This is a genomic window from Thioalkalivibrio sp. ALD1 (assembly GCF_000381245.1).
Taxonomy (GTDB): domain Bacteria; phylum Pseudomonadota; class Gammaproteobacteria; order Ectothiorhodospirales; family Ectothiorhodospiraceae; genus Thioalkalivibrio.
This window is the reverse complement of record NZ_KB906247.1, coordinates 25329-47234: the sequence shown is the minus strand read 5'-3', so window position 1 is coordinate 47234 and position 21906 is coordinate 25329. Positions and strand designations below refer to the sequence as shown.

The 21906-nt window shown below is 65.7% G+C and carries 21 protein-coding genes and 1 other RNA gene; 18 read left to right on the top strand and 4 right to left on the bottom strand.

Annotation, left to right across the window (positions count from 1 at the left end; translation table 11 throughout):
• Positions 1 to 113: 113 nt before the first annotated feature.
• The 3 genes from F623_RS0111495 (at position 114) to F623_RS0111485 (ending at position 2926) form a co-directional block, all read left to right on the top strand.
• The gene (locus F623_RS0111495) at positions 114 to 1538 is read left to right on the top strand and encodes a multicopper oxidase family protein (RefSeq protein WP_018862578.1); all 1425 of its coding nucleotides are present in this window, start codon (positions 114 to 116) and stop codon (positions 1536 to 1538) included.
• A 107-nt stretch (positions 1539 to 1645) separates the two neighbouring features.
• The gene (locus tag F623_RS0111490; protein ID WP_018862579.1) at positions 1646 to 2014 is read left to right on the top strand and encodes a copper resistance CopC family protein; all 369 of its coding nucleotides are present in this window, start codon (positions 1646 to 1648) and stop codon (positions 2012 to 2014) included.
• A 3-nt stretch (positions 2015 to 2017) separates the two neighbouring features.
• On the top strand, positions 2018 to 2926 hold the full coding sequence (locus tag F623_RS0111485; RefSeq protein WP_018862580.1) for a copper resistance D family protein: 909 nt from the start codon (positions 2018 to 2020) through the stop codon (positions 2924 to 2926).
• Between the two features lie 43 nt (positions 2927 to 2969).
• Here the strand turns inward: F623_RS0111485 and F623_RS0111480 are convergent, their stop codons facing one another.
• Positions 2970 to 4094 carry a S1C family serine protease gene (locus F623_RS0111480; RefSeq protein WP_026278775.1) on the bottom strand — a complete coding sequence of 375 codons (1125 nt, stop codon included), beginning with the start codon at positions 4092 to 4094 and terminating at the stop codon, positions 2970 to 2972.
• 67 nt (positions 4095 to 4161) lie between these two features.
• Between F623_RS0111480 and F623_RS0111475 the strand changes: the two genes are divergently transcribed.
• The 6 genes from F623_RS0111475 (at position 4162) to F623_RS0111450 (ending at position 9385) form a co-directional block, all read left to right on the top strand.
• Positions 4162 to 4911, top strand: a complete 750-nt coding sequence (locus tag F623_RS0111475; RefSeq protein ID WP_018862582.1) for a Nif3-like dinuclear metal center hexameric protein — start codon at positions 4162 to 4164, stop codon at positions 4909 to 4911.
• A gap of 287 nt (positions 4912 to 5198) precedes the next feature.
• On the top strand, positions 5199 to 5801 hold the full coding sequence (petA, locus tag F623_RS0111470) for a ubiquinol-cytochrome c reductase iron-sulfur subunit (protein ID WP_026278776.1): 603 nt from the start codon (positions 5199 to 5201) through the stop codon (positions 5799 to 5801).
• Positions 5801 to 7210, top strand: coding sequence for a cytochrome b N-terminal domain-containing protein (locus F623_RS0111465; protein WP_018862584.1), 1410 nt, complete (start codon positions 5801 to 5803; stop codon positions 7208 to 7210). Before petA ends, F623_RS0111465 begins: the two co-directional genes overlap by 1 nt.
• Positions 7210 to 7953: a cytochrome c1 gene (locus F623_RS0111460; protein ID WP_018862585.1), complete on the top strand. Its 744-nt coding sequence runs from the start codon at positions 7210 to 7212 to the stop codon at positions 7951 to 7953. Before F623_RS0111465 ends, F623_RS0111460 begins: the two co-directional genes overlap by 1 nt.
• 374 nt (positions 7954 to 8327) lie before the next feature.
• A complete protein-coding gene (locus F623_RS0111455) occupies positions 8328 to 8954 on the top strand; it encodes a glutathione S-transferase N-terminal domain-containing protein (RefSeq protein WP_018862586.1) in 627 nt (208 codons plus the stop codon).
• On the top strand, positions 8951 to 9385 hold the full coding sequence (locus F623_RS0111450; protein ID WP_018862587.1) for a ClpXP protease specificity-enhancing factor: 435 nt from the start codon (positions 8951 to 8953) through the stop codon (positions 9383 to 9385). Before F623_RS0111455 ends, F623_RS0111450 begins: the two co-directional genes overlap by 4 nt.
• Here F623_RS0111450 and F623_RS0111445 read toward each other — a convergent pair.
• From F623_RS0111445 to F623_RS0111435, 3 genes are read right to left on the bottom strand one after another with little or no spacing between them, the layout of a single operon-like run.
• Positions 9378 to 10772: an FAD-binding oxidoreductase gene (locus F623_RS0111445; RefSeq protein WP_018862588.1), complete on the bottom strand. Its 1395-nt coding sequence runs from the start codon at positions 10770 to 10772 to the stop codon at positions 9378 to 9380. The two genes, F623_RS0111450 and F623_RS0111445, sit on opposite strands and share 8 nt — an antisense overlap.
• Complete coding sequence (locus F623_RS0111440) at positions 10769 to 11125, bottom strand: YraN family protein (protein WP_018862589.1); 357 nt, start codon at positions 11123 to 11125, stop codon at positions 10769 to 10771. The genes F623_RS0111445 and F623_RS0111440 overlap by 4 nt, the downstream gene beginning before the upstream one ends.
• A 3-nt stretch (positions 11126 to 11128) precedes the next feature.
• Entirely contained in the window at positions 11129 to 12994 is a 1866-nt protein-coding gene (locus F623_RS0111435; protein ID WP_018868651.1) for a penicillin-binding protein activator, read from the bottom strand.
• 80 nt (positions 12995 to 13074) lie between these two features.
• Here F623_RS0111435 and rsmI point away from each other — a divergent pair, with 80 nt between their 5' ends.
• From rsmI to mraY, 9 genes are all read left to right on the top strand, one after another.
• Positions 13075 to 13911, top strand: a complete 837-nt coding sequence (rsmI, locus tag F623_RS0111430; RefSeq protein WP_018862591.1) for a 16S rRNA (cytidine(1402)-2'-O)-methyltransferase — start codon at positions 13075 to 13077, stop codon at positions 13909 to 13911.
• A gap of 47 nt (positions 13912 to 13958) precedes the next feature.
• An RNA gene (rnpB, locus tag F623_RS12945) (RNase P RNA component class A) lies at positions 13959 to 14305 on the top strand.
• A 292-nt stretch (positions 14306 to 14597) separates the two neighbouring features.
• On the top strand, positions 14598 to 15038 hold the full coding sequence (gene mraZ, locus F623_RS0111425) for a division/cell wall cluster transcriptional repressor MraZ (protein WP_018862592.1): 441 nt from the start codon (positions 14598 to 14600) through the stop codon (positions 15036 to 15038).
• Between the two features lie 5 nt (positions 15039 to 15043).
• On the top strand, positions 15044 to 15970 hold the full coding sequence (gene rsmH, locus F623_RS0111420; RefSeq protein ID WP_038040618.1) for a 16S rRNA (cytosine(1402)-N(4))-methyltransferase RsmH: 927 nt from the start codon (positions 15044 to 15046) through the stop codon (positions 15968 to 15970).
• Positions 15970 to 16254 (top strand): cell division protein FtsL, encoded by a 285-nt coding sequence (gene ftsL, locus F623_RS0111415; RefSeq protein ID WP_018862594.1) that lies wholly within the window; start codon positions 15970 to 15972, stop codon positions 16252 to 16254. Before rsmH ends, ftsL begins: the two co-directional genes overlap by 1 nt.
• Positions 16242 to 17957: a penicillin-binding protein 2 gene (locus F623_RS0111410; protein WP_018868652.1), complete on the top strand. Its 1716-nt coding sequence runs from the start codon at positions 16242 to 16244 to the stop codon at positions 17955 to 17957. Before ftsL ends, F623_RS0111410 begins: the two co-directional genes overlap by 13 nt.
• Positions 17954 to 19471: a UDP-N-acetylmuramoyl-L-alanyl-D-glutamate--2,6-diaminopimelate ligase gene (locus F623_RS0111405; RefSeq protein ID WP_018862596.1), complete on the top strand. Its 1518-nt coding sequence runs from the start codon at positions 17954 to 17956 to the stop codon at positions 19469 to 19471. Before F623_RS0111410 ends, F623_RS0111405 begins: the two co-directional genes overlap by 4 nt.
• On the top strand, positions 19468 to 20841 hold the full coding sequence (gene murF / locus F623_RS0111400; protein WP_018862597.1) for a UDP-N-acetylmuramoyl-tripeptide--D-alanyl-D-alanine ligase: 1374 nt from the start codon (positions 19468 to 19470) through the stop codon (positions 20839 to 20841). Before F623_RS0111405 ends, murF begins: the two co-directional genes overlap by 4 nt.
• Positions 20822 to 21904, top strand: coding sequence for a phospho-N-acetylmuramoyl-pentapeptide-transferase (gene mraY, locus F623_RS0111395; RefSeq protein WP_018862598.1), 1083 nt, complete (start codon positions 20822 to 20824; stop codon positions 21902 to 21904). The genes murF and mraY overlap by 20 nt, the downstream gene beginning before the upstream one ends.
• Positions 21905 to 21906 lie beyond the last annotated feature (2 nt).

The window sequence follows — 21906 nt, the reverse complement described above, 5'->3', positions numbered from 1 at the left end:
GATCACGGAGATCACGGAGATCACGGAGATCACGGAGATCACGGAGATCACGAGGATCATGACCATGGCGATCACGGTGACCACGGCGACGACGGTCACGGAGGGCATCACTGATGAAACGGCGTAATTTCCTGCTGGCCGCCGGCGCGGCAATGCTGCCGGCAACCACCCTGACCCGGGTAATGGCCGAAACGGGTCACGAGCACCACAACGAGGGCGATGCCACGCCCGGCGAACGCACCGAACAGGGCTACATGCCGGTGCACACGCCGAACGGCTGGACCCTGCCGTACGAGATGAACAACGGCGTGAAGGAGTTCCACCTGGTCGCCGAGGAGATCGAGCACGAGTTCGCGCCCGGTTCGGTGGCCAAGTGCTGGGGCTACAACGGCACCACCCCGGGGCCGACCATCGAGGCGGTGGAGGGCGACAAGGTCCGTATCTACGTGACCAATCGCCTGCCGGAATACACCTCGGTGCACTGGCACGGCATCCATCTGCCTTCCGGCATGGACGGTGTGAAGGGTGTGACCCAGCCGCCGATCCACCCGGGGGAGACCTTCGTCTACGAGTTCGAACTGAACCAGCACGGCACGCACATGTACCACCCGCATGCCGACGAGATGGTGCAGATGGCGATGGGGATGATGGGGATGTTCATCATCCACCCGAAGGACGGCGAGATCGAGCCGGTGGACCGCGACTACGCGATCCTGCTGCACAACTGGGCGCTGCATCCCGGTACCCGCACGCCCGATCCGTCGATCATGGTCGACTTCGACCTGTGGTCGATGAACTCCAAGGTGTTCCCGGCCATCGACTCGCTGGTGGCGAAGACCGGCGAGCGGGTGCGCATCCGCATGGGCAACCTCTCGATGTGGAACCACCCGATGCACGTGCACGGGGTGTCCTTCGAGGTGACCGGCTCCGATGGCGGGCGCTGGCCGCGCGAGCAGTGGCGCAAGGAGACCACCGAGATCGTGGCGGTGGGCCAGACCCGGGATATCGAGTTCATCGCACCACCCGGTGATTGGGCGTTCCACTGCCACATGACCCACCACACGATGAACCCGATGGGGCACGGCATCGCCAACACCCTGGGTGTGGACCAGTCCGGCCTCGAGGAGGAGATCCGCTCCCTGCTGCCCGGCTACATGGCGATGGGTGAACACGGTATGGCGGACCACCAGGACCATACCGATGGCGGCCACATGCGCGGTCCCGAGAACACCCTGCCGATGGGTATGGGACATGGACCGTTCGGCAACATCGGTATGGGCGGCATGTTCACACTGGTCAAGGTGCGTGACGACCAGGAGCCTGGGGACTTCAGCGATCCGGGCTGGTACTGGCACCCGGAAGGTGAGGTCGCCTGGAGAGTGAGCAGTGACCCCGATTTCGGCAATCCGGTCCGTCGCGGCAAGGTCGCGGATGCGGATTCCGATGGGCTCCCGACCCCCAGCCGTGATGCCCACGGTGGGCATGGAGGTCATGGGGGACATGGAGGACACAACGGCCACGGAGGCCACAACCACTGAGCTTCCACCGGCACGGGCTCCGGGACTGACACAAGGTGGCCCCGGTGGCCCGCGGTCGGTGGACTCTGACACGACACAACTGCACTTGTATAAAGAGGAAACTCATCATGATGACGATTCGTACCCGCAATACCCTGCGTTCGGCTCTTGCAGCCCTGCTACTCGCTTTTGCCTCTCCCCTGCTGGCCCACGAAGGCGAGATGGGGCAGGTCCCGGAGGATGGCTCTACAGTGCAGGGCACCCCGGAGGAGATCGGGATTCACTTCGATGGCGCGATGCGCATTACCCAGTTCGATGTGATTGGCCCGCAGGGCCGCGTGTCTCTGGAAAACAAGCCGGGCAGTGACCCGACCGAGGAATACCATGTGCAACCGGCCGGCACGATGGAGCCCGGCAATTACGAGGTGCGCTGGCGCGGCCTGGCTCGCGACGGCCACATGATGTCCGGGACCTTCCGCTTTACGGTAGAGGACTGAGCCGTGGCCTGGCTGTCTGCGCTTGCCGGTGTGGATGCCTGGACGGTCGCCATGATCCTGGTGGCGGCCGGCTTCTATGCCGGTGCCTTGCTGGCGGCCGGAGCGGTGTTGTTTCGCCTGGCGTTTCCGGATCTGCCCGATCCGGAACGTCGGGCGGCCAGCCGCACGGGGGCGATCGCGGCCTGGGTCGCGATCGTGCTGGCCCTGATCGAGTGGCCACTGCAAGCCGGGTATCTCGGCGGTGGCAATGGTGCGGCCGCCTTCGACCCGGCGCTGCTCGGGATGGTGTTCGAGGGCGCTCAGGGGACCCAGCTTATCCTCGCCGTGAGCGGTTTGCTGCTGGTGCAGGCGATCCTGCTGGATGCCCGACGCCTTCCGGGCCTTGGGCATGGCCTGAGTCTTGGAGGCGTGTTGCTGGTCATGCTGGCCTTCGTGCAGGTCGGGCATACGGTCGACGAACCCCGATGGCTGCTGGGCAGCCTGCTGGTGGTCCACCTGCTGGCAGCCGCGTTCTGGATCGGCTCGCTGTGGCCGCTGTATCGCCTGGCGGGGCACCCACCTGGCGGAATGGATGCCGTACGTATCCTGGATCGTTTCGGTCGGGTGGCGGTGTTCGGTGTCGGCCTGCTGGTGCTCGCGGGTGTTGTCCTGGCTGCGCTGCTGCTCGGTGGCGTCACACCACTGCTCACGACCGGCTACGGGCAGTTCCTGATCGGCAAGGTACTGATCGTCGCGCTGCTCCTGCTGCTGGCGGCGTCCAACAAGTGGCGCCTGGTGCCGGCTTTCGAGCGGGGCGAGCCTCGGGCCTCGCAGCGCCTCCGGCGCAGTATTGCGCTGGAGATCGGGCTGGTGGGGCTGGTGCTGCTGGTCACGGCCGTACTGACCATGGTCAGTTCCCCGGCCAACGGGTAGAGAAAGGGGCACCTCCCGGACATCCGGGAGGTGCCATTGGGTATCAGATCGGGCGCTGGGCGACAGTGGCCTCGAGTTCGACCTCCTCACCCTCGCGCAGGAGCTTGATTGACAGATCGGAGCCCGGATCGGTACGGGCGATGATGTTCAGAGCCTCGCGCGGGCTGTTGACCGTGTCGCCATTGAGGTGGGTGATCACGTCGCCGATCTCGATGCCGGCGTCCTGGGCCGGGCCGTCGCGCAGGATGCCGGCGACCAGCACTCCGCGCGGGGCATCCAGCCCGAAAGAGTCGGCCAACTCGCGGTTCATCGCCTGGACCTCGATGCCCAGCCAGCCGCGGGCGACATAGCCTTGTTCGATGATCTCGGTCATGACCTCGCGGGCGAGGTCAACGGGGATTGCGAAGCCGATGCCGTGGGAGCCGCCCGAGCGCGAGAATATGGCCGTATTGATGCCGATGACCTCACCTTTGGCGTTGATGAGGGCGCCACCGGAGTTGCCGGGGTTGATCGCTGCGTCGGTCTGGATAAAGTCCTCGAAGGTGTTGATCCCGAGCTGGTTGCGCCCAGTGGCGGAGACGATCCCCTGGGTCACGGTCTGCCCGACCCCGAAGGGGTTGCCGATCGCGAGCACGACGTCGCCGACGCGCAGTTCGCGGGAGTGGCCGACCGTGGCCACCGCCACGCCGTCGGTGCGGATGCGCAGGACGGCGAGGTCGGTATCGGGGTCGATGCCGATGATTTCGGCCGGGTGGGAATCGCCATTGGGCAGGACGACGGCGATTGCGTCGGCTTCCTCGATCACGTGGTGATTGGTCAGGATATGGCCCCGATCGGTCATGATCACGCCGGAGCCCAGGCTGGCCTGTTCGGTGTCGCCCGGCGGCATGGGCTGGCCAAAGAATTCGTGCAGGTCGAGGACGCCGGGGGTGTCGAGCACGCGCGAGGTCATGATGTTGACCACAGCGGGCGCGGCCCGCTCGACGCCGTCGGCATAGCTGACGGCGGCATCCTGATTGACCGACGTGGAGAAGGGGTCGGCGACCTGCAATTCCGCCCGGTCGCTACGATCGCGATCCAGGACGTGCGGAAAGAACACGGCCACGACCACGGCGATCGCGACGCCGGTCAGGGCGGCTTGCAGCAGGAAACGCGAGAAATTCACCATATAGCGAATATACCGAAATGGGATGGGCTGCACAGCCGCCGATCCCGGTTTAGCCGGAGAACCCGTCGTGATCGAACGTGATGTATTGATGCAGGCCCTGAACGAGGAGCTCCAGCCGGAGCGCTTTCGCGACTACTGCCCAAACGGGCTGCAGGTGGAGGGGCGATCGGAGGTGCGCCGCATCGTCAGCGGGGTCACGGCATCGCTGCCACTGATCGACGCCGCGATCGAGGACGGGGCTGACACGATCCTGGTGCACCACGGCTATTTCTGGAAGGGCGAACCGGAGGTGGTGACCGGCATGAAGCGCGAACGCCTGCGCCGGCTACTGGAGCACGATATCAACCTGGTGGCCTACCACCTGCCGCTGGACGCGCACCCGGAGCTGGGCAACAACACGCAGCTGGCCAATCGTCTCGGCTTTGCGATCGAGGGAGTGCTGCGCGAGGACGGCGTGGGCCAGTACGGGCGGCCCGCCGCCGAGGTGTCGGGTGCGGATTTGCGCGACCACATCTCGGCTGTACTCGAGCGTGAGTGCCTGTGGGTGCCGGGTGGCGAGCGGCCGATCCGGCGGGTCGCCTGGTGTACCGGTGGGGCGCAGTCATTGCTGATGGGGGCGGCGGCGCAGGGCGTGGACGCCTATATCAGTGGCGAGATCTCCGAGCAGACTACCCACGAGGCGCGTGAAACGGGTGTGCACTACTTTGCCGCCGGGCATCATGCGACCGAGCGGTACGGGGCGCCCGCCCTGGGAGAGTGGTGCGCGCAGCGTTTCGGTCTGGAGCACCGGTTTATCGACATCGACAACCCCGCCTGAACCGGGGCTTCGGCGTGCGCACATTGACGGGACATTTTACGCACACCGTGAGCATCGAAATGCTGCCTTTATTATGAGTTACTTATGGTCTTCCAGCCGCTATTGACGGGCCTGTGCGCCCTGTCTTAAGGCGTTCACCTACTTGACCTTATTAGCGTGTTCGGGAATTCTATCGGATTTTACTGACCGCCTACGGGCGGTCCGTTCCGCGGGGCCTTGCGTGCCCCCGTGCCAGCGCAGTGCGGTTGCCGGAACACGATTTCAACACGTTGTTTGGAGAGACAAACATGGCAAACCAAGGCGTAAATCGAGGCCGTCGCCGGTTCCTCGTCGCCGCGACATCCGTCGTAGGCGGAGCCGGGGTCGTGGCGGTGGCGACTCCGTTCCTGGCGTCCTTGCAGCCCAGCGCTCGCGCTCAGGCGGCAGGAGCTCCGGTCGAGTTCGACGTGTCCGAGGTCGAGCCCGGTCAGCGCGTCAGCATCGAATGGCGCGGTCAGCCGATCTGGATCGTGCGGCGGACTGACGAGATGCTGGAAGGTTTGTCCAAGGTGACTGATCGCCTGCGCGATCCGGACTCCGAAAACGAAGCCCAGCAACCGGAATACGCGCAGAATGAGCATCGCTCGATCAAGCCGGAAATCCTGGTGCTGATCGGGATCTGCACCCACCTCGGGTGCTCGCCCACGTTCCGCCCGGAAATCGGTCATCCCGATATGGGTTCCGACTGGCAGGGCGGCTGGCTGTGCGGCTGCCACGGTTCGCGCTTCGACATGGCCGGTCGCGTCTACCGCAACATGCCGGCGGTCGACAACCTCGAGGTGCCGCCCCACCACTACATCACGGATGACCTGCTGCTTGTGGGTGAAGACGAAGACGGAGGGACTGTCTAATGGCCGGTAACCCCGCTGAGAAGTGGCAGGGCGGTCTGCTGGGCTGGATCGATGCCCGGTTCCCGCTCTCGCAGATGTGGAATGAGCATCTGGCTCAGTATTACGCACCGAAGAACTTCAACTTCTGGTACTTCTTCGGCTCCCTTGCCCTGCTGGTGCTGGTCATCCAGATCGTCTCCGGCATCTTCCTGACCATGTTCTACAAGCCCGATGCGGATCTTGCGTTCGCGTCGGTCGAGTACATCATGCGTGACGTGGAGTGGGGCTGGCTGATTCGCTACATGCACTCCACCGGCGCCTCGATGTTCTTCGTGGTCGTCTATCTGCACATGTTCCGCGCGCTGCTGTACGGCTCCTACAAGAAGCCACGCGAGCTGATCTGGATCTTCGGTGTGCTGATCTATCTGGTGCTGATGGCCGAGGCCTTTGCCGGCTACCTGCTGCCGTGGGGTCAGATGTCCTACTGGGGCGCGCAGGTGATCGTGAACCTGTTCCAGACAATCCCGTACATCGGACCGGATCTGGTGACCTGGATTCGTGGTGACTTCCTGCTGTCCGATGCCACGCTGACGCGCTTCTTCGCGCTGCACGTGATTGCCCTGCCGCTGGTGCTGATCCTGCTGGTGGCCGCGCACATCATCGCGCTGCACGAAGTGGGTTCGAACAACCCCGACGGCGTCGAAATCAAGAAGAACAAGGACGAGAACGGCATCCCGAAGGACGGCATCCCGTTCCACCCGTACTACACCGTGAAGGACATCGTCGGCGTCGGCGTCTTCCTGATGGTGTTCGCGGTGATCATGTTCTTCTTCCCGATGGGCGGTGGCTTGTTCCTGAAGCCGGACAACATGATCCCGGCCGATCCGTTGGTGACCCCCGAACTGATTCCGCCGGTTTGGTACTTCACCTCGATGTACTCGGTGCTGCGTTCCGTGCCGGATCCGTTCCTCGGGGTGGTGGCCATGGGCCTGGCCGTGGTGATGCTGTTCTTTATCCCATGGCTGGACCGCAACCCGGTTCTGTCGATGCGCTATCGCTCGTTCGCGGCCAAGTTCAACCTGGCGGCGTTCGTGGTCGCGTTCGTGATCCTCGGCTGGTTGGGTCTGCAGCAGGCAACCACGATGGTCAGCGAGATGAGCTTCCGCTGGTCCATCGTGTACTTCGCGTTCTTCTTCCTGCTGTGGTTCCTCAGCAAGGAGCGTTCCGCGGTGTTCAGCCTGGTCGCGTTTGCGGTGGTTGTGGGTATCTACACGATCTACGACATCCTGCGTTTCGATCCGAGTGACGCCAGCATGATTATGTGGTCCTGGCTGATCCCGACCGTGCACCTGTTTGTCTGCATGGTGGCTCCGGTGTTTGCCCGGGGTCTGGGTCGTGACCGCGCCGTTCCGGAAAGGGTGACTTCGTAATGAAAACGTTTATCGCAACGACATTCGTGGCCCTCGCGGCCCTGCTCGCAACCCCGGCGGCCATGGCCGCCGGTGGTTCCGGTGACCTGCAAAAGGCCAATGTGGATGTAACCAACCAGGCGTCGCTTCAGCGGGGCGCCCGGCTGTACATGAACTACTGCATGGCCTGCCATTCCACCCAGTACATGCGCTACAACCGCGTGGGTCGGGACATCGGCCTGACTGAGGAGCAGGTGGAGCAGAATTTCATCTTCGTTACCGATCGCGACGGCGAGCTGGTGAATCCGGGCTCGTTGATGACCAACGCCATGACCAAGGAATACGCCGACGAGGCGTTCGGCGTGACCCCTCCGGATCTGACGCTGTCGACCCGGATTCATGGCGAGGACTGGGTCTATACCTTCCTCAAGAGTTTCTACATCGATGAAGACCGTCCGCTGGGCGCCAATAACAAGGTGTTCAGCAACGTCGGTATGCCGCACGTGCTGTGGGAGCTGCAGGGCTGGCAGGCGCTGGTCGAGGACGATGATGGCAATGAACGTCTCGAACTGGTGCGCAATGGTTCCATGACTCCGAGCGAGTACGATCGCGCGGTGCGAGACATCGTCACCTACCTCTCGTACATGGGTGAGCCGATGCAGCTCGACCGTCAGCGTATCGGACTGTACGTCCTGATCTTCCTGGCCGTGTTTACCTTGTTGGCCTACTTCTTGAAAAAGGAGTACTGGAAAGACGTACACTAGGCGGCCTGAACCGTCGCCGGCGGGCACTTACGGATGAGTGCCCGCCGGTGTTATTGACCGTCTGCCCGGCGCGGGAAGCCGTTGGATCGGGTAAGGGAAACGCTGATTAATGTACACACTCGCGTTGGTACTCCAGGTTTTCCGAGACAAGGCGCGGTGCGCAGCCGGTAGTGGTTCTACCGGCAAGTGCCGCAACGCAGGATCGGGGAACCTGGGGTACCAACCCCAAGGGGCTCGGCCGCTTTTGCGTGGGAACGGCGTTGCGCCTCCTTTGTGCAGAATGACTGCACGGCAGTCACCGCGCCTTGTTCGCACGCAAAAGCGACTCGAGCGCGAGCGTGTACATCAATCAGTGTTTCCCTAGGGAGAAAGCCATGGCGCTGGTCGCCAATCGTCGTTCCGTAATGACTCTGTTTTCCGCTCACGACTGCGTGCGCTGCCATCGCGTGCGCATTATCCTCGCCGAGAAGGACATCGCGGTGGATGTCGTCAACCTCGGGCCGGACGAGCTTCCCGAGGATCTCTCGGATCTCAACCCCTACAACGAGGTGCCGACCCTGGTGGATCGGGATCTGGCGCTGTATGGGACCCACGTGATCACCGAATACCTGGACGAGCGTTTCCCGCATCCACCGCTGATGCCGGTGGATCCGGTCTCCCGCGCGGCCGCGCGTCTGGCGCTCTATCGCGTCGAACGCGACTGGTACGAGGGGCTCGATGCGGTGAAGAAGGCCTCCGGTGGGGGCCTGACCAAGGCGCGCAAGATCCTGCGCGAGAGCCTGCTGAATTCGGCCGAGATCTTCGAGCTGAAACCGTACTTCCTGAGTGACGAGTTCAGCATCGTCGACTGCGCGATCGCCCCGGTCATGTGGCGTCTGCCGGCCCTGGGAATCGATCTCGATTCGCTTCCGACCGCAATTCAGGAATACGCGGATCGCGTGTGCAAGCGCGAATCCTTCCAGATTAGTCTCACCGAGGCCGAGCGCGAGCTGAGGCTGTGACCTCTTCGCGTCCCTATCTGCTCCGGGCCCTGTGGGAGTGGATCACGGATAACGGCTTTACGCCGCACATCCTGGTCGACGCCACGGTGGAGGGTACGCTGGTGCCCGATGCCTTTGTCGAACAGGGCAAGATCACGCTCAATATTGGCCCTTCGGCCGTTCAGGCCCTGAATATCGGAGACGAGGCCGTGGCATTCTCCGCCCGCTTTGCCGGGAACCCGATGGATGTCTACGTGCCCACGCAGGCAGTGCTGGCCGTTTACGCGCGCGAGAACGGGCAGGGCATGATGTTCGGCAGCGAGCCGGGTCCGGGGCCGGAGGATGGCCCGGGCGGCGATGGGCCGGACGACTCCGGTCCCTCGGGTTCGGATCAGGACGGGGACAAGTCGGGCGCCAAGCGCAAGGGCCCTGCCCTGAAGGTCGTCAAGTAGTATTTGTGATGTCGGGCCCCGGCGCCTTGCCGGGGTTCAGGATGTTGTCGGGATCGAAGCTCTGCTTGATCCCGGCCATCAGGTTCAGCGCCACGGGATCGATCTCTCGGCCCATGAATGCGCGCTTCACCAGTCCGATCCCGTGCTCCCCGGACAGCGTGCCCCCAAGCCCCAGCACCAGCGTGAAGACCTCGTCCAGGCAGCGCTCGGCGGCGGCCAGTTCCCGCGGGTCGTCCGGGTTCACCAGCAGGTTCACGTGGATGTTGCCGTTGCCGGCGTGACCAAAGTTCACGATCTTGATCGCGTGCGTCTCCCCGAGTTGGTCCAGCCCCGCAATCAGCTCGGGGATGCGGGAGACGGGCACGACCACATCCTCGTTGATTTTCTTGGGCGCGACGGTGCGCAGCGCCGGGGAGAGCGCCTTGCGTACGGCCCACAGGGCCTGGGCCTCTTCCGGGGTGTCCGCGCTGAGCGTCTGTAGACAGCCCGTGCCGTCTGCCACATTCCGGATGCCGCGGGTCGTCGCGTCGATCCCGGCCTCGGTGCCATCTGTCTCGATCATGAGGATGGCCCCGGCGTCGTCGGGCAGGGGGCTGTCTGGTGCATAGTCGCGGATCATCGCAATCGCCGAGTGGTCCATGAACTCCAGGGCCGATGGAACCTCCGTGCGCGCCATCAGCCGGGAAACCGCGGCTGCCGCGTCACCGACGCTGCGATACACGGCCTGGATCAGCCGGGTCGCCTCGGGTCGCGGCGTGAGGCGGAGCGTGGCTTCAGTAATGACGGCGAGCGTCCCTTCGGAGCCGATCAGCAGCCGCGTGAGGTCATAGCCGACGACGCCCTTGGTCGTGTGCACGCCCGTGCGGAAGGACTCGCCCGTGCCGGCGACCCCCGCCAGCCCCAGGGTGTTGTCGCGGGGGGTGCCGTACTTCACTGCATGCGGCCCCGCCGAGTTGTAGGCAAGATTGCCGCCGAGCGTGCAGTAGGCACTGCTCGTGGGGTCGGGTGGCCAGAAAAAACCGTGTGCGCCCGCCGCGGCCTGCACTTCGCTATTGGTGACCCCCGGCTCCGCCACCAGCCAGCGGTTCGCCGGGTCGATCTCCAGGATGCGGTTCATGCGCTCGAACGACAGGACCAGTCCGCCGTGATCGGGTACCGCGGCCCCGGTGGTGCCGGTGCCGCGCCCGCGGCAGGTCAGGGGTGCGCCCAGCCGCCGGCACAGCCGAACCACCTCGCGCACCGTCTCGGCATCGCGGGCGAAGGCCACCGCATCCGGTGCGGCGTGGAGCTTCGAGTTGTCGGCCCCGTAGGACCAGCAGTCGGCCGGGTCCAGCAGGCGGTCCTCGGCGGGCAGTAGTTGCTCGATCTCGCGCGCCAGTGGCGTCATGCCGGGTCCCCCTGAATGGCGTCGGGCAGCCACTCGATGGTGTTTTCGCCGTCCAGCAGGACCACGTCGAAGCGCACGGGGCCTTGCCAGCGGGTCTCCTGCAGATAGCCCTCGGCGGCGCGCAGCAGGCGTCTGCGTTTGCCGGCGTCGATGCTCTCGGCGCCGCCACCAAAGCCACGATGGCTGCGCTTGCGTACCTCGACCAGGACCAGTGTGTCACCCTCGCGCGCCACCAGGTCCAGCTCGCCCCAGGGGCGCCGGACGTTTCGCGCCACAAGCATGAGACCCTGCCCGGTCAGGTAGTGTGCCGCTCGGTCCTCGGCGGCTTGGCCGGCGGTGCCGGGGCGGAACATTGGTCAGTTGCCTTCGTTGGCGGATCCCAGCTGGCGTGGCGCACCGCCCTCGAATCGCGCCCATGCCGGTTCCCGTATCCAGTCGCCGCTCACCGGGTTGAGCGACCAGGTGCCGGCCCCCCCGACGATCTGGTGGTGGGCCGCCGCGCGCACCGCCCGATCGTGCAGGCTCAGGCGCAAGGCATCCATGCCGAGTGCAGTGAACCGCGGAAGTTCATCGGTTGTGTTCTCCGCCGCCTCGCCGTTCAGCGGTTCGATGGTCGCGAACAGATGGGGGACGTCGGGGAAGACGATGCCGTTGAGGTCGCGGTCGCGATTGGTGTTCGGCTGCCCGGCATAGATGTGCGGGGTCGCCATGATCGGCAGCTGTCGTGCGCCGTGGAAATGCAGATGCGGCACAAGCTGGCGCATCTGCCGTGATGTCCCGGTCACGAACAGATGGTCGGCATCTCCCCGTACTTGGGGATCTCCCTCGAGGCTCAGTCCGGTGCGGCGCGCGACATCGCGAATGCGTGCCTCGCTCTGCTCGATACCCAGCGCATTGCCTACGCGCTCGTTGATGTCCTCGGCGTCCGGGCGCAGGCGCACGATGTCGCGCGGGCGTAGCCCGTAGTCGGAGAGCGCATCTTGGTAGGCCTGTGCCACCCGATCCCCGAATTCGCCCTCGGGGAGGATGACCAGTGGATGTCGCCAGCCGGTCCGCACCGCCCGGTCTACCACGGCATAGGCATCCTCCTCCGGGTTCAGCGCCAGCGTACCGAAGGCACCGTTGCCATCCAGCCGGGTGCGGTTGAGGAGCAGGGTCGGCCGTGTCTCTTCGCTTGCGGCCACCGCTCGTACCGCATCTCGATCCAGCGGCCCGATGATCCGGTCCACGCCATCCTCCACACCCCGGCGGTAGAGGTCGGCCGCCGTCTCAGGGTCTCCGCGCGTATCGCGCACCACCAGTCGCCCGTGCCCACCGGTCTCGGAGTAATAGGCTCGAGTAATGCCATCGAGGATCGCGTTACCCAGTTGGGCGAGATCCCCGGAGAGGGGCAGGAGTACCAGGATGGTCTCCGGCGATTCGCTCTGGAGCGGATGGCTCGAGACCAACTCGGGGAGGAGGCTATTGGCCGGATGCGACGGGTACCGTTCCCGCCATTGGCCCGCCACCCGCCGTGCATCGTCTTGCGAGTTGACGCCCCGCAACCCTGCAAAGAGTCGCACCCACGGTTCTGCGTCGGGATTCGCGCCGGCGGCCAGGTGATCGCGCTGTCCCGGGCGCAGGCCCGACAGCAGTCCCCAGATTCGCTCCTGATTCCCGGTCTGGGCATCCGGTTCCAGCAGGAGCATGCTGTCCAGGCGCAAACGGGCGTCCAGCGCCTGATACCATTCGCGTTCGTGTTCCAGTAGGCGGGCATGCAGGGCCAGACCTTCGCGGTAGACCTCGGGCGTGCGGGTTTCGTCGTCCGGGTCATCGGCGCCGAGCCGTTCGCGTGCTGTCTCCCACTCGCTGCGTGCGGCCGCCAGGCGGCCGCCGCGCACGCGGTCGGCCAGCGGCTCGCGATGCTGGGCATCGAGATCGCCCCAGAGTGTGTCGGCCCGGTCGATCAGGTCGTCATCCGGGTCGTCCAGGCTCAGGACTGCGTCGATCGCGGCCCGCACGTTGTCGGGCTGAGGATCGGCCCAGGCTTCGTCAAGGAGGGCAGGCGCCCGCTGCTCCATTGGCAGGTCGACGATCTCGGGGCGTTCCTCCTCCGGTTCCGGGGCGGGGGTGGGATCCGGACGCGGGGTTGCGCAGCCGGCGAGGATCGCACCGGCGAGCAGGCTCAGGGCCAGGCGGCCCCGGTAGCGCCGTACGGCGGCTGGAGAGAGGTGTAAGTTCACGATAGCGGGATGCTCGGCGTATTGGGGAGTCAGTATTGAAAGCGCATCAGGTTGTGTCAACGAATTGCGGCACGTTATGGGTGGTTGCCACGCCGATCGGCAATCTGGCCGATCTGAGTCCCCGAGCCCGTGACGTGCTGGCGCGAGTGTCGCGCATCGCCGCGGAGGATACGCGACACAGCGCCGGGTTGCTGGCGCACCTGGGGGTGCAGACGTCGCTGGTGAGTCTCCACGAACATAACGAGCGCGAGCGGATCCCTTCGTTGTTGTCTGCGCTGGAGGCGGGCGACGATCTCGCGTTGATCTCGGATGCCGGTACGCCGCTGGTCTCCGATCCGGGGTATCGTCTGGTACGGGCGGCCACCGAGGCAGGACTGCCGGTGCGTGCGGTGCCTGGCGCCAGCGCGCCGCTCGCCGCGCTTGCCGTCGCTGGTCTGCCATCCGACCGTTTCTGCTTTGAGGGTTTCCTGCCACACTCCGGTGGGGCCCGCCGTCGCCGCCTGGCGGCCCTGCTGGCGCAGCCGGTGACGACGATCCTGTTCGAGTCCTCGCATCGTGTGCGCGCTGCCGCCGACGACCTGGCCGGGCTGGCCCCGGAGCGGGTCGTGTTCCTGGGGCGCGAGCTGACCAAGCAGTTCGAGGAACACTACAGAGGGCTCGCTGGCGAGCTACCGGCCTGGCTCGATGCCGACGCCAATCGCCTGCGAGGTGAATTCGTCCTGATCCTCGCGCCGGCGCCGCAGGCGGCCGACCCGGAGTCCGAGGATGCCCCGCTGGCCGACGAACATGAACGCCTGCTGGTGGCCTTGCTGGGGGAGCTCCCGTTGAAACGTGCGGTGCGGGTCGTCGCCGATGCGACCGGAGTGCCGCGCAACCGTGTCTATGCCCGTGCCCTGCGTCTGAAGTACGAGGGTTGATGGGATATTGCTTGCGTTCCCGCGGGTGCGGGCGTAAAAGGAGCGCGGGAGCTGGCCTGGCAGTCGCTGTATCCACTGGATGCGGAGGAAAGTCCGGGCTCCACAGGGCAGGACGCCAGGTAACGCCTGGGCGGCGCGAGCCGACGGAAAGTGCCGCAGAAAATACACCGCCGATGGCCTTCGGGCACAGGTAAGGGTGAAAAGGTGCGGTAAGAGCGCACCGCACGGCTGGTAACAGTCCGTGGCAGGGTAAACCCCGTCCGGAGCAAGGCCAAATAGGGGTGCATGGTGTGGCCCGCATCGCACCCGGGTAGGCTGCTCGAGGCGTCCGGTGACGGACGTCCCAGATGAATGACTGTCCACGACAGAACCCGGCTTACGGCCGGCTCCCACTTTTTCCCACCTTTGCGGCCCCCTCTGCGGGCCTGTGTCTCGCCGTGTCGGCGGTTCTTGCCAAAAAATAGTGAAGTAGTTTCTTAAGTGTTGCCCTCAAGGCGCGGCTTTTGGGGTCTTATTTTTTGGCTGCGCCGTCGCTGGGCATGCGTTCGCTAAGTCTCTGTGATTCAACGCTTATTTTTGATTTTTTCGGGTCGATTTTCTTGACTCCTGGCGATAGCCGTACCTATAGTGTCGAAAAGTGGGGAATGGTGGGAAAAGGTGGGTGACCACCGCAACCGGTACCGGCCATGTTTCGAGGCGTAAGCCAGCTCAATCTGGATGCCAAGGGTCGCTTGGCCATGCCCGCGCGCTATCGCGATGCGCTGGCGGCATCCTGTGGCGGCCAGCTGGTGATCACCGTTGACCCCGACCGTTGCCTGCTCCTGTATCCGTTCCCCGAGTGGGAGCGCATCGAGCAAAGTCTGATGTCCCGCCCCAACATGAATCCGAAGGTCCGTAACCTTCAGCGCCTCCTGGTCGGTCATGCGACCGAGTGCGAGCTGGATGGCAGCGGCCGTCTCCTGCTGCCGACGCCGCTGCGCCAGTACGCCAGCCTGGACAAGCGTGCGGTGCTGCTGGGGCAGGGCAACAAGTTCGAGATCTGGGATGCCGATTCCTGGGATGCCCGTTGCGAGCAGGCGCTGGGGGGTGACGTGGATGATGACGCGCTCGAGTCCATTGCGTTGTGACCATGATGGAAACCGTCGCTCATATCCCGGTGCTGCGCGACGCGGTGCTGGAGGGACTGGCCGTGCGCGCTGACGGGTTCTATGTGGATGGGACCTTCGGGCGCGGCGGGCACAGCCGTGCGATTCTCGATCGCCTCGGCGCCGGCGGAAACCTGCTGGCGATGGACCGGGACCCCGAGGCGGCTGCGGCCGCCTCTTCGTTTGCGGACGATCCACGCTTCTCCTTCGAGCCGGGGCCGTTCTCGGCAATGGCCGATACCCTGCGCCGACGCTTCCCCGAGCGCACCCCGGATGGCGTGTTCCTGGATCTGGGGGTCTCTTCCCCTCAACTGGACACTCCCGAGCGTGGTTTCAGCTTCCAGCACGACGGCCCGCTGGACATGCGCATGGACCCCACGCAGGGCGAGAGCGCGGCGGACTGGCTGGCCCGCGCGGAGCAGGACGAGATCGCCGACGTGATTTATCACTACGGCGAGGAGCGCCATTCCCGCCGCATCGCCCGTGCGATCGTTGCCGCGCGCGCCGAGGCCCCGATTACACGGACCGCGCAGCTGGCCGAGATCGTTCGCCGAGCAGTCCCTGGCCGCGAGCCGGGCAAGCATCCGGCTACACGCACCTTTCAGGCCCTGCGGATCCATGTGAACCGGGAGCTCGAGCAGTTGGAGCAGTGGCTCGAGACGATCCCGGCGGGCCTGCACCCGGGCGCGCGGATGGTGGTGATCAGCTTTCATTCGCTCGAGGACCGCATGGTCAAGCAGGCGCTGCGTGGCCCGCGCCCGGAAGCCCGCCTGCCGCGCGGGCTTCCGGTGATGCCCGAAACGCCCGAGCGCCCGTGGCGCCAGATCGGAAAGCCCGTGCGCGCCGATGCCGAAGAGCAGCGCCGCAACCCGCGCGCGCGCTCGGCGGTGCTGCGCGTGGGGGAGCGCACCTGATGGTGTTTCGCGGCTTCATCCTGATCATTCTGGCGACCGGGGTCTTCGCCTCCGCCGTGGGAGTAGTCGCGGCCAAGCATGAGGCGCGCCAGGCGTTTATCGCGCATCAGTCGGAACTTTCGGAGCGCGACACCCTGAATCTGGAATGGACGCAATTGCAGATCGAGCAATCGACCTGGGCGACGCAGGGCCGTATCGAGCAGCAGGCTCGTGAAGAACTGGGGATGATCAAGCCCGAGCCGGATCGCATCGTGGTGATCGGAGGGCGCACATGGGAGCGCTGAAGCGCCAGGTCAGCCATGGGCGCCTGAAGGTGCTGCTGGTCGTGTCCGCGCTGGTGCTCGTGGCCCTGGTGCTGCGCGCGATCGATCTGCAGGTGCTCAGCCGTGACTTTCTGACCCAGCAGGGCGAGCAGCGGCAGGTGCGCACGCTGACCGAGTCGGCCAACCGAGGCATGGTGACCGATCGCAACGGCGAGCCGTTGGCGATCTCGGCTCCGGTGCAGACCGCCTGGGCGAACCCCAAGGATTTGCTGGAGCAGCGCGACCGCTGGCCCGAACTGGCCGAAGCGCTGCAGGTCGATGCCGACTGGCTGGGCGAGCGCATCGAGGCGCGCGCCGGCCGGGAGTTCATGTACCTGCGTCGCCATATGCTGCCGGCCCAGGCGGAACAGGTGACGGCCCTGCGTGTGCAGGGGGTGGGGCTGACGCGCGAGTTTCGGCGCTATTACCCGCATGGCGAAACGACCTCGCACATCCTCGGCTACACGGATATTGACGATCGTGGCCAGGAGGGTATCGAGCTGGCCTTCAATGACTGGCTGTCGGGTTCGCCGGGAGCCAAGCGTGTTCTGCGTGACCGTCACGGGCGTACCATCCGTGATGTGGCCAGCATCCGCCCCGCCCGTGATGGCCGCACGCTGCGTTTGACCATCGATCAGCGCCTGCAGTATCTGGCCTACCGCGAACTGAAGGCCGCGGTGGCCGAGCACGATGCCCAGGGTGGGTCGGCGGTGCTGCTGGATGCTCGCACGGGTGATGTCCTGGCGATGGTCAATCAGCCGAGCTTCAATCCGAACAATCGTGGCTCGATCCGTTCGAACCTTGCGCGCAACCGTGCACTGACGGACAGCTTGGAGCCGGGGTCCGTAATCAAGCCCTTTACCGTTGCGGCTGCGCTGGACGCGGGCATCATCGATCCCAACGTCACCCTGGATACTCGCCCGGGCACCATGCGTGTCGGGCGTTTGACCGTGCGTGATTTCCGTGACTACGGCGTCATCGACCTCACCACCCTGATCGCGCGCTCCAGCAACGTTGGTGCGACCAAGCTGGCGCTGGACATGCCGCCCGATCGCTTCTGGCAGGTCCTTCATCAGGCCGGATTCGGCCAGTCTTCCGGCACCCATTTCCCGGGCGAAGTCAGTGGTCGGCTGCGCGACTTTCCCACCTGGCGCGAGGTCGAGCAGGCCACGATGGGGTATGGCTACGGACTGTCCATTACACCGCTGCAGATGGCCGCGTCCTATACCGCGTTTGCCAACGAGGGCCAGCGCATCCCGGTGCGGCTGGTCCACACCGCCGATGATCTGCGCGAGCCGGCCAGTGTCATGACTCCGGAAACCGCCCAGCGTGTACTGGCCATGATGGAGCACACCATTGGCTCCGAAGGGACCGCTCGCCAGGCCGCGATTGATGGGTACCGCATTGCGGGCAAGACGGGTACCAGCCGCAAGAGTGGCCCCGGGGGCTATACCGAAGACCGCTACATCTCCAGCTTTGTCGGCCTGGCACCCGCCTCGGATCCGCGTTTCGTAATGGCCGTGGTCATCGACGAACCCAACGCCGGGACGTACTTCGGTGGTGCCGTGGCCGCGCCGGTATTCCGCAACGTGATCGGCTCGGCGCTGCGGATGTTCAATGTGCGCCCGGATGCGATGCCGGAGATCCCGATGCAGTTCGCCGCCGAGCGCGAGGGTTCGACATGATGGCGGCGCGCCCCGTCCAGTCTGTCGCCACGCTGGGCAGCCTGTGGCCCGCTACTGCGCCGCCATTGCCGCGAGAGGTCGCGGATCAGGGCGTCACCGATCTTGTTCAGGACAGCCGCCAGGCGGCCCCGGGTGCAGTCTTCGTGGCCCTGCGCGGGACCCAGGGACACGGCCTTGCCCATGCGCGGGCGGCGGCCGATCAGGGGGCGGTGGCTGTTCTGTGGGACGAGGCCGAGGCGGCCCCGGCCCTGGATATCCCGGTGCTGCATCTCCCCGGTCTGCGTGCCTCGCTCCCGGCGATCTGCGATGCCCTTTGGGGTGCCTGGCCGGACGAGTATCCCGTCGTCGCGGTGACGGGTACCGATGGCAAGACGTCGGTCAGTCAGTTGGTGGCGGGCGCCCTGGAGCAACTGGGGGTCCCCACGGGTGTGGTAGGGACGCTCGGCACGGGACGGTTTGGTGCCCTCGAGGACTGTGGCCACACGACCCCGGGCGTGATCGATCTGCACCGGCACCTGGCCGAGCTGGCCGCTGGCGGCTGTCGGGCGCTCGCCCTCGAGGCTTCGTCGCACGGCCTTGAGCAGGGGCGTATGGCCGGGCTTCCGGTCCGCGTGGCCGTACTGACGCGGCTCGGCTCCGATCATCTGGACTTTCACGGTAGCCAGCAGGCATATGCCGATGCCAAGGCCCGGCTGTTCGCGTGGCCAGGCCTGGAAACCGCCGTGGTCAATGCCGACGACACCTTCGGGCAGCGTCTGGTCCGCGAAACCACGGCTCGGCGCACATTGCGCTACAGCGCTGTGGGCTCGGCTGCCGACCTGGTCGCGCGGGATGTCGAAGCCGGCGCCGACGGCATTCGTTTCACGCTGGAGGCGGCAGGCGAGACATGGCCGGTCGCGTCGGCGCTGTTCGGGCTGTTCCAGGTGGGGAATCTGCTGGCGACGCTCGCGGCCCTGCATGCGCTTGGATATTCCTGGCAGGCCGGTATCGATGCCATCGCGCGCCTGCGTGGGGTGCCGGGGCGCATGGAACGCTTTGACCTGCCCGGCGGCGCGTTGCTGGTGGTGGACTATGCCCACACCGAGCAGGCCCTGGCCGCGGCGCTGGATGCTCTGCGCCCCCACACCACGGGACGCCTGATGGTCGTCTTTGGCTGCGGTGGGGATCGCGATGTGACCAAGCGCCCGGCCATGGGGCGGGCCGCTAGCGCTCGTGCCGATCAGGTGATCGTGACCGACGACAACCCGCGCTCGGAAGAACCGGCCGCGATCCGCGCCGCCGTGCTGGCTGGCTGTAAGCGGCCCGGGGCCTGTCGCGAGCAGGGCGACCGGGAGGCGGCAGTGCGCGAGGCCGTGGCCCAGGCGCGGGCGGGTGACGTGATCCTGCTGGCGGGCAAGGGACACGAAACCACGCAGCAGGTGGGTACTCGGTTCTATCCGTTTAGTGATCGCGACCTGGCCCGACAGCTCAGTGCCGGGGCGAATGCGGGAGACAGTGGGGGGGAGATCCAATGATCCGGATGACCGGACAGGAACTGGCGGACGCCGTGCGCGGGCGTCTGGAGAATGCAGGTGAGGAACGCACCTTCGAGGGGGTGTTCACCGACACCCGACAACCACTCGAAGGGGGGCTGTTCGTGGCCCTGCGTGGCCCGCGTTTTGATGCCCACGAGCATGTCACGGCCGATCTGCCGGCGGCGGCCTTGCTGGTGGAGCGCATGCTGGACGTCCCGCACCCGCAGGTGGTGGTGGGGGATACCGGCGAGGCGCTGGGGCGACTTGCCCAACATTGGCGCCGTCGCAGCCGGGCGCGGGTGATTGCGCTGACCGGATCAAATGGCAAGACCACGACCAAGGAAATGCTGCGCTGCATCCTCGAGGGCGTGGGTTCGGTACATGCCACCCAGGGCAACCTGAACAACGAGATCGGCGTGCCCCTGACCCTGCTGGCCATGCCCGAGGATACCGATTACGCGGTGATCGAGATGGGCGCCAACCATGCCGGCGAAATTGCCCGCATGGCGCGCTGGACCGAACCGATGGTCGCGATGATCACCAACGCCGGACGTGCCCATCTGGAAGGGTTTGGGAGTCTCGAGGGCGTGGCTCACGCCAAGGCCGAGATCTATTCCGGTCTGCCATCGCAGGGCGGCACGGCGGTGGTCAACCTGGACGATCCATTCGCGGACTACTGGCTGTCGCTCAATGAACACCACCATTGCCAGCGGTTTTCCCTGGAGGGGGGCGGCGAGATCGAAGGCATGTGGCAGGCCCCCGACTGCCTGCGGCTGACCATTCTGGGCGCTGGTCGAGACCTGCGTTTGGCCAGCCCGGGGCGCCATGTCGCTGCCAATGCAGTCGCAGCGGCCGCTGCGGCCAATGCGGTCGGTGTGGCGATCGATGCGATCGCCAACGGGCTGGCGCGCTGGACACCGGTGCAGGGGCGTCTGCAGGAGCTTTGGCACGTCAGTGGCGCCCGGCTTTGGGACGACACCTACAACGCCAATCCGGATTCCTTGCGAGCGGGGCTCGAGGTCCTGGCCGCGATGCCCGGTCGGCGCATCCTCGTGCTGGGTGCGATGGGCGAGCTGGGCGCCGAGACCCCGGAGCTGCACCGCGAAACCGGGGCGCTGGCCTGCGCAATGGGGGTGGACTACTGCCTGGCCCTGGGCGAGGCCGCGCGCGACAGCGCCGAGGCCTTTGGCGAGGGGGGGGAGTGGTTTGACGATCATGACGCCTTGCGGGCGCGCCTGCAGGAACTGCTGGAGGATGAGACCACGGTTCTGATCAAGGGTTCGCGCAGCCAGCACATGGAACGAATCATCGAAGGGCTGGAGCTGGCCCAGTCGGCGCGGGGGGCTGCGAATGCTGTTCGCTCTGACTGAATATCTAACGCAGTTCCATAGTGGCTTCACGGTCTTTCAGTACCTGACCCTGCGCGCCATCCTGGGCGTGGTGACCGCGCTGGCGATCGCATTGCTGATTGGTCCGGCGATGATCCGTCGGCTGACAGTCGGCAATGTGGGCCAGCAGGTCCGGGACGATGGCCCAGAGTCACACCTGAGCAAGGCCGGCACGCCGACCATGGGCGGGGCGCTGATCCTGGTCGCGGTGGCGGTCGCCACGCTGCTGTGGAGCGACCTGACCAACCGCTTTGTCTGGATCGTGCTGCTGACCACGCTGGCCTTTGGTGCGGTCGGGGGCTGGGACGATTATCTGAAACTGCGCTACGGCAACAGCAAGGGGCTGACGGCCAGGGCCAAGATCCTCTGGCAGACGCTGTTCGCGCTGGTGGCCGCCGGGGTCATCATGGGCACTGCCCAGAGTCCGGTGGAGACGAGCTTCTATCTCCCCTTTTTCAAGGAGTTCGAGTTTCATCTCGGCTGGCTGTTTATCCCGCTGGTCTGGCTGGTCGTGGTCGGATCTTCCAATGCCGTCAACTTGACCGACGGTCTCGATGGCCTGGCGATCATGCCGGCCGTACTGGTGGCCGGGGCCCTTGGAGTGTTTGCCTATGCGGCGGGGCACGCGGTGTTTGCCGAGTACCTGCAGATCCCGGCGGTCCCGGGCGTGGGGGAGGTGGGCATTTTTGCCGCTGCACTGGTCGGGGCCGGACTCGGGTTTCTGTGGTTCAACGCCTATCCCGCCCAGGTCTTCATGGGGGATGTCGGAGCCCTGGCCCTGGGGGCGGCACTAGGCATGATGGCGATCCTGACCCGCCAGGAGATCGTGCTCCTGATCATGGGCGGCATCTTCGTGCTGGAGACGCTGTCGGTAATGTTGCAGGTCGCCTCGTTCAAGCTCACCGGGCGGCGCATCTTCCGTATGGCGCCGCTGCATCACCATTTCGAACTCAAGGGCTGGCCGGAACCGCGTGTGATCGTGCGCTTCTGGATCCTCACCGTTGTGTTCGTCCTGATCGGTCTCGCGACCCTGAAGATCCGCTGACG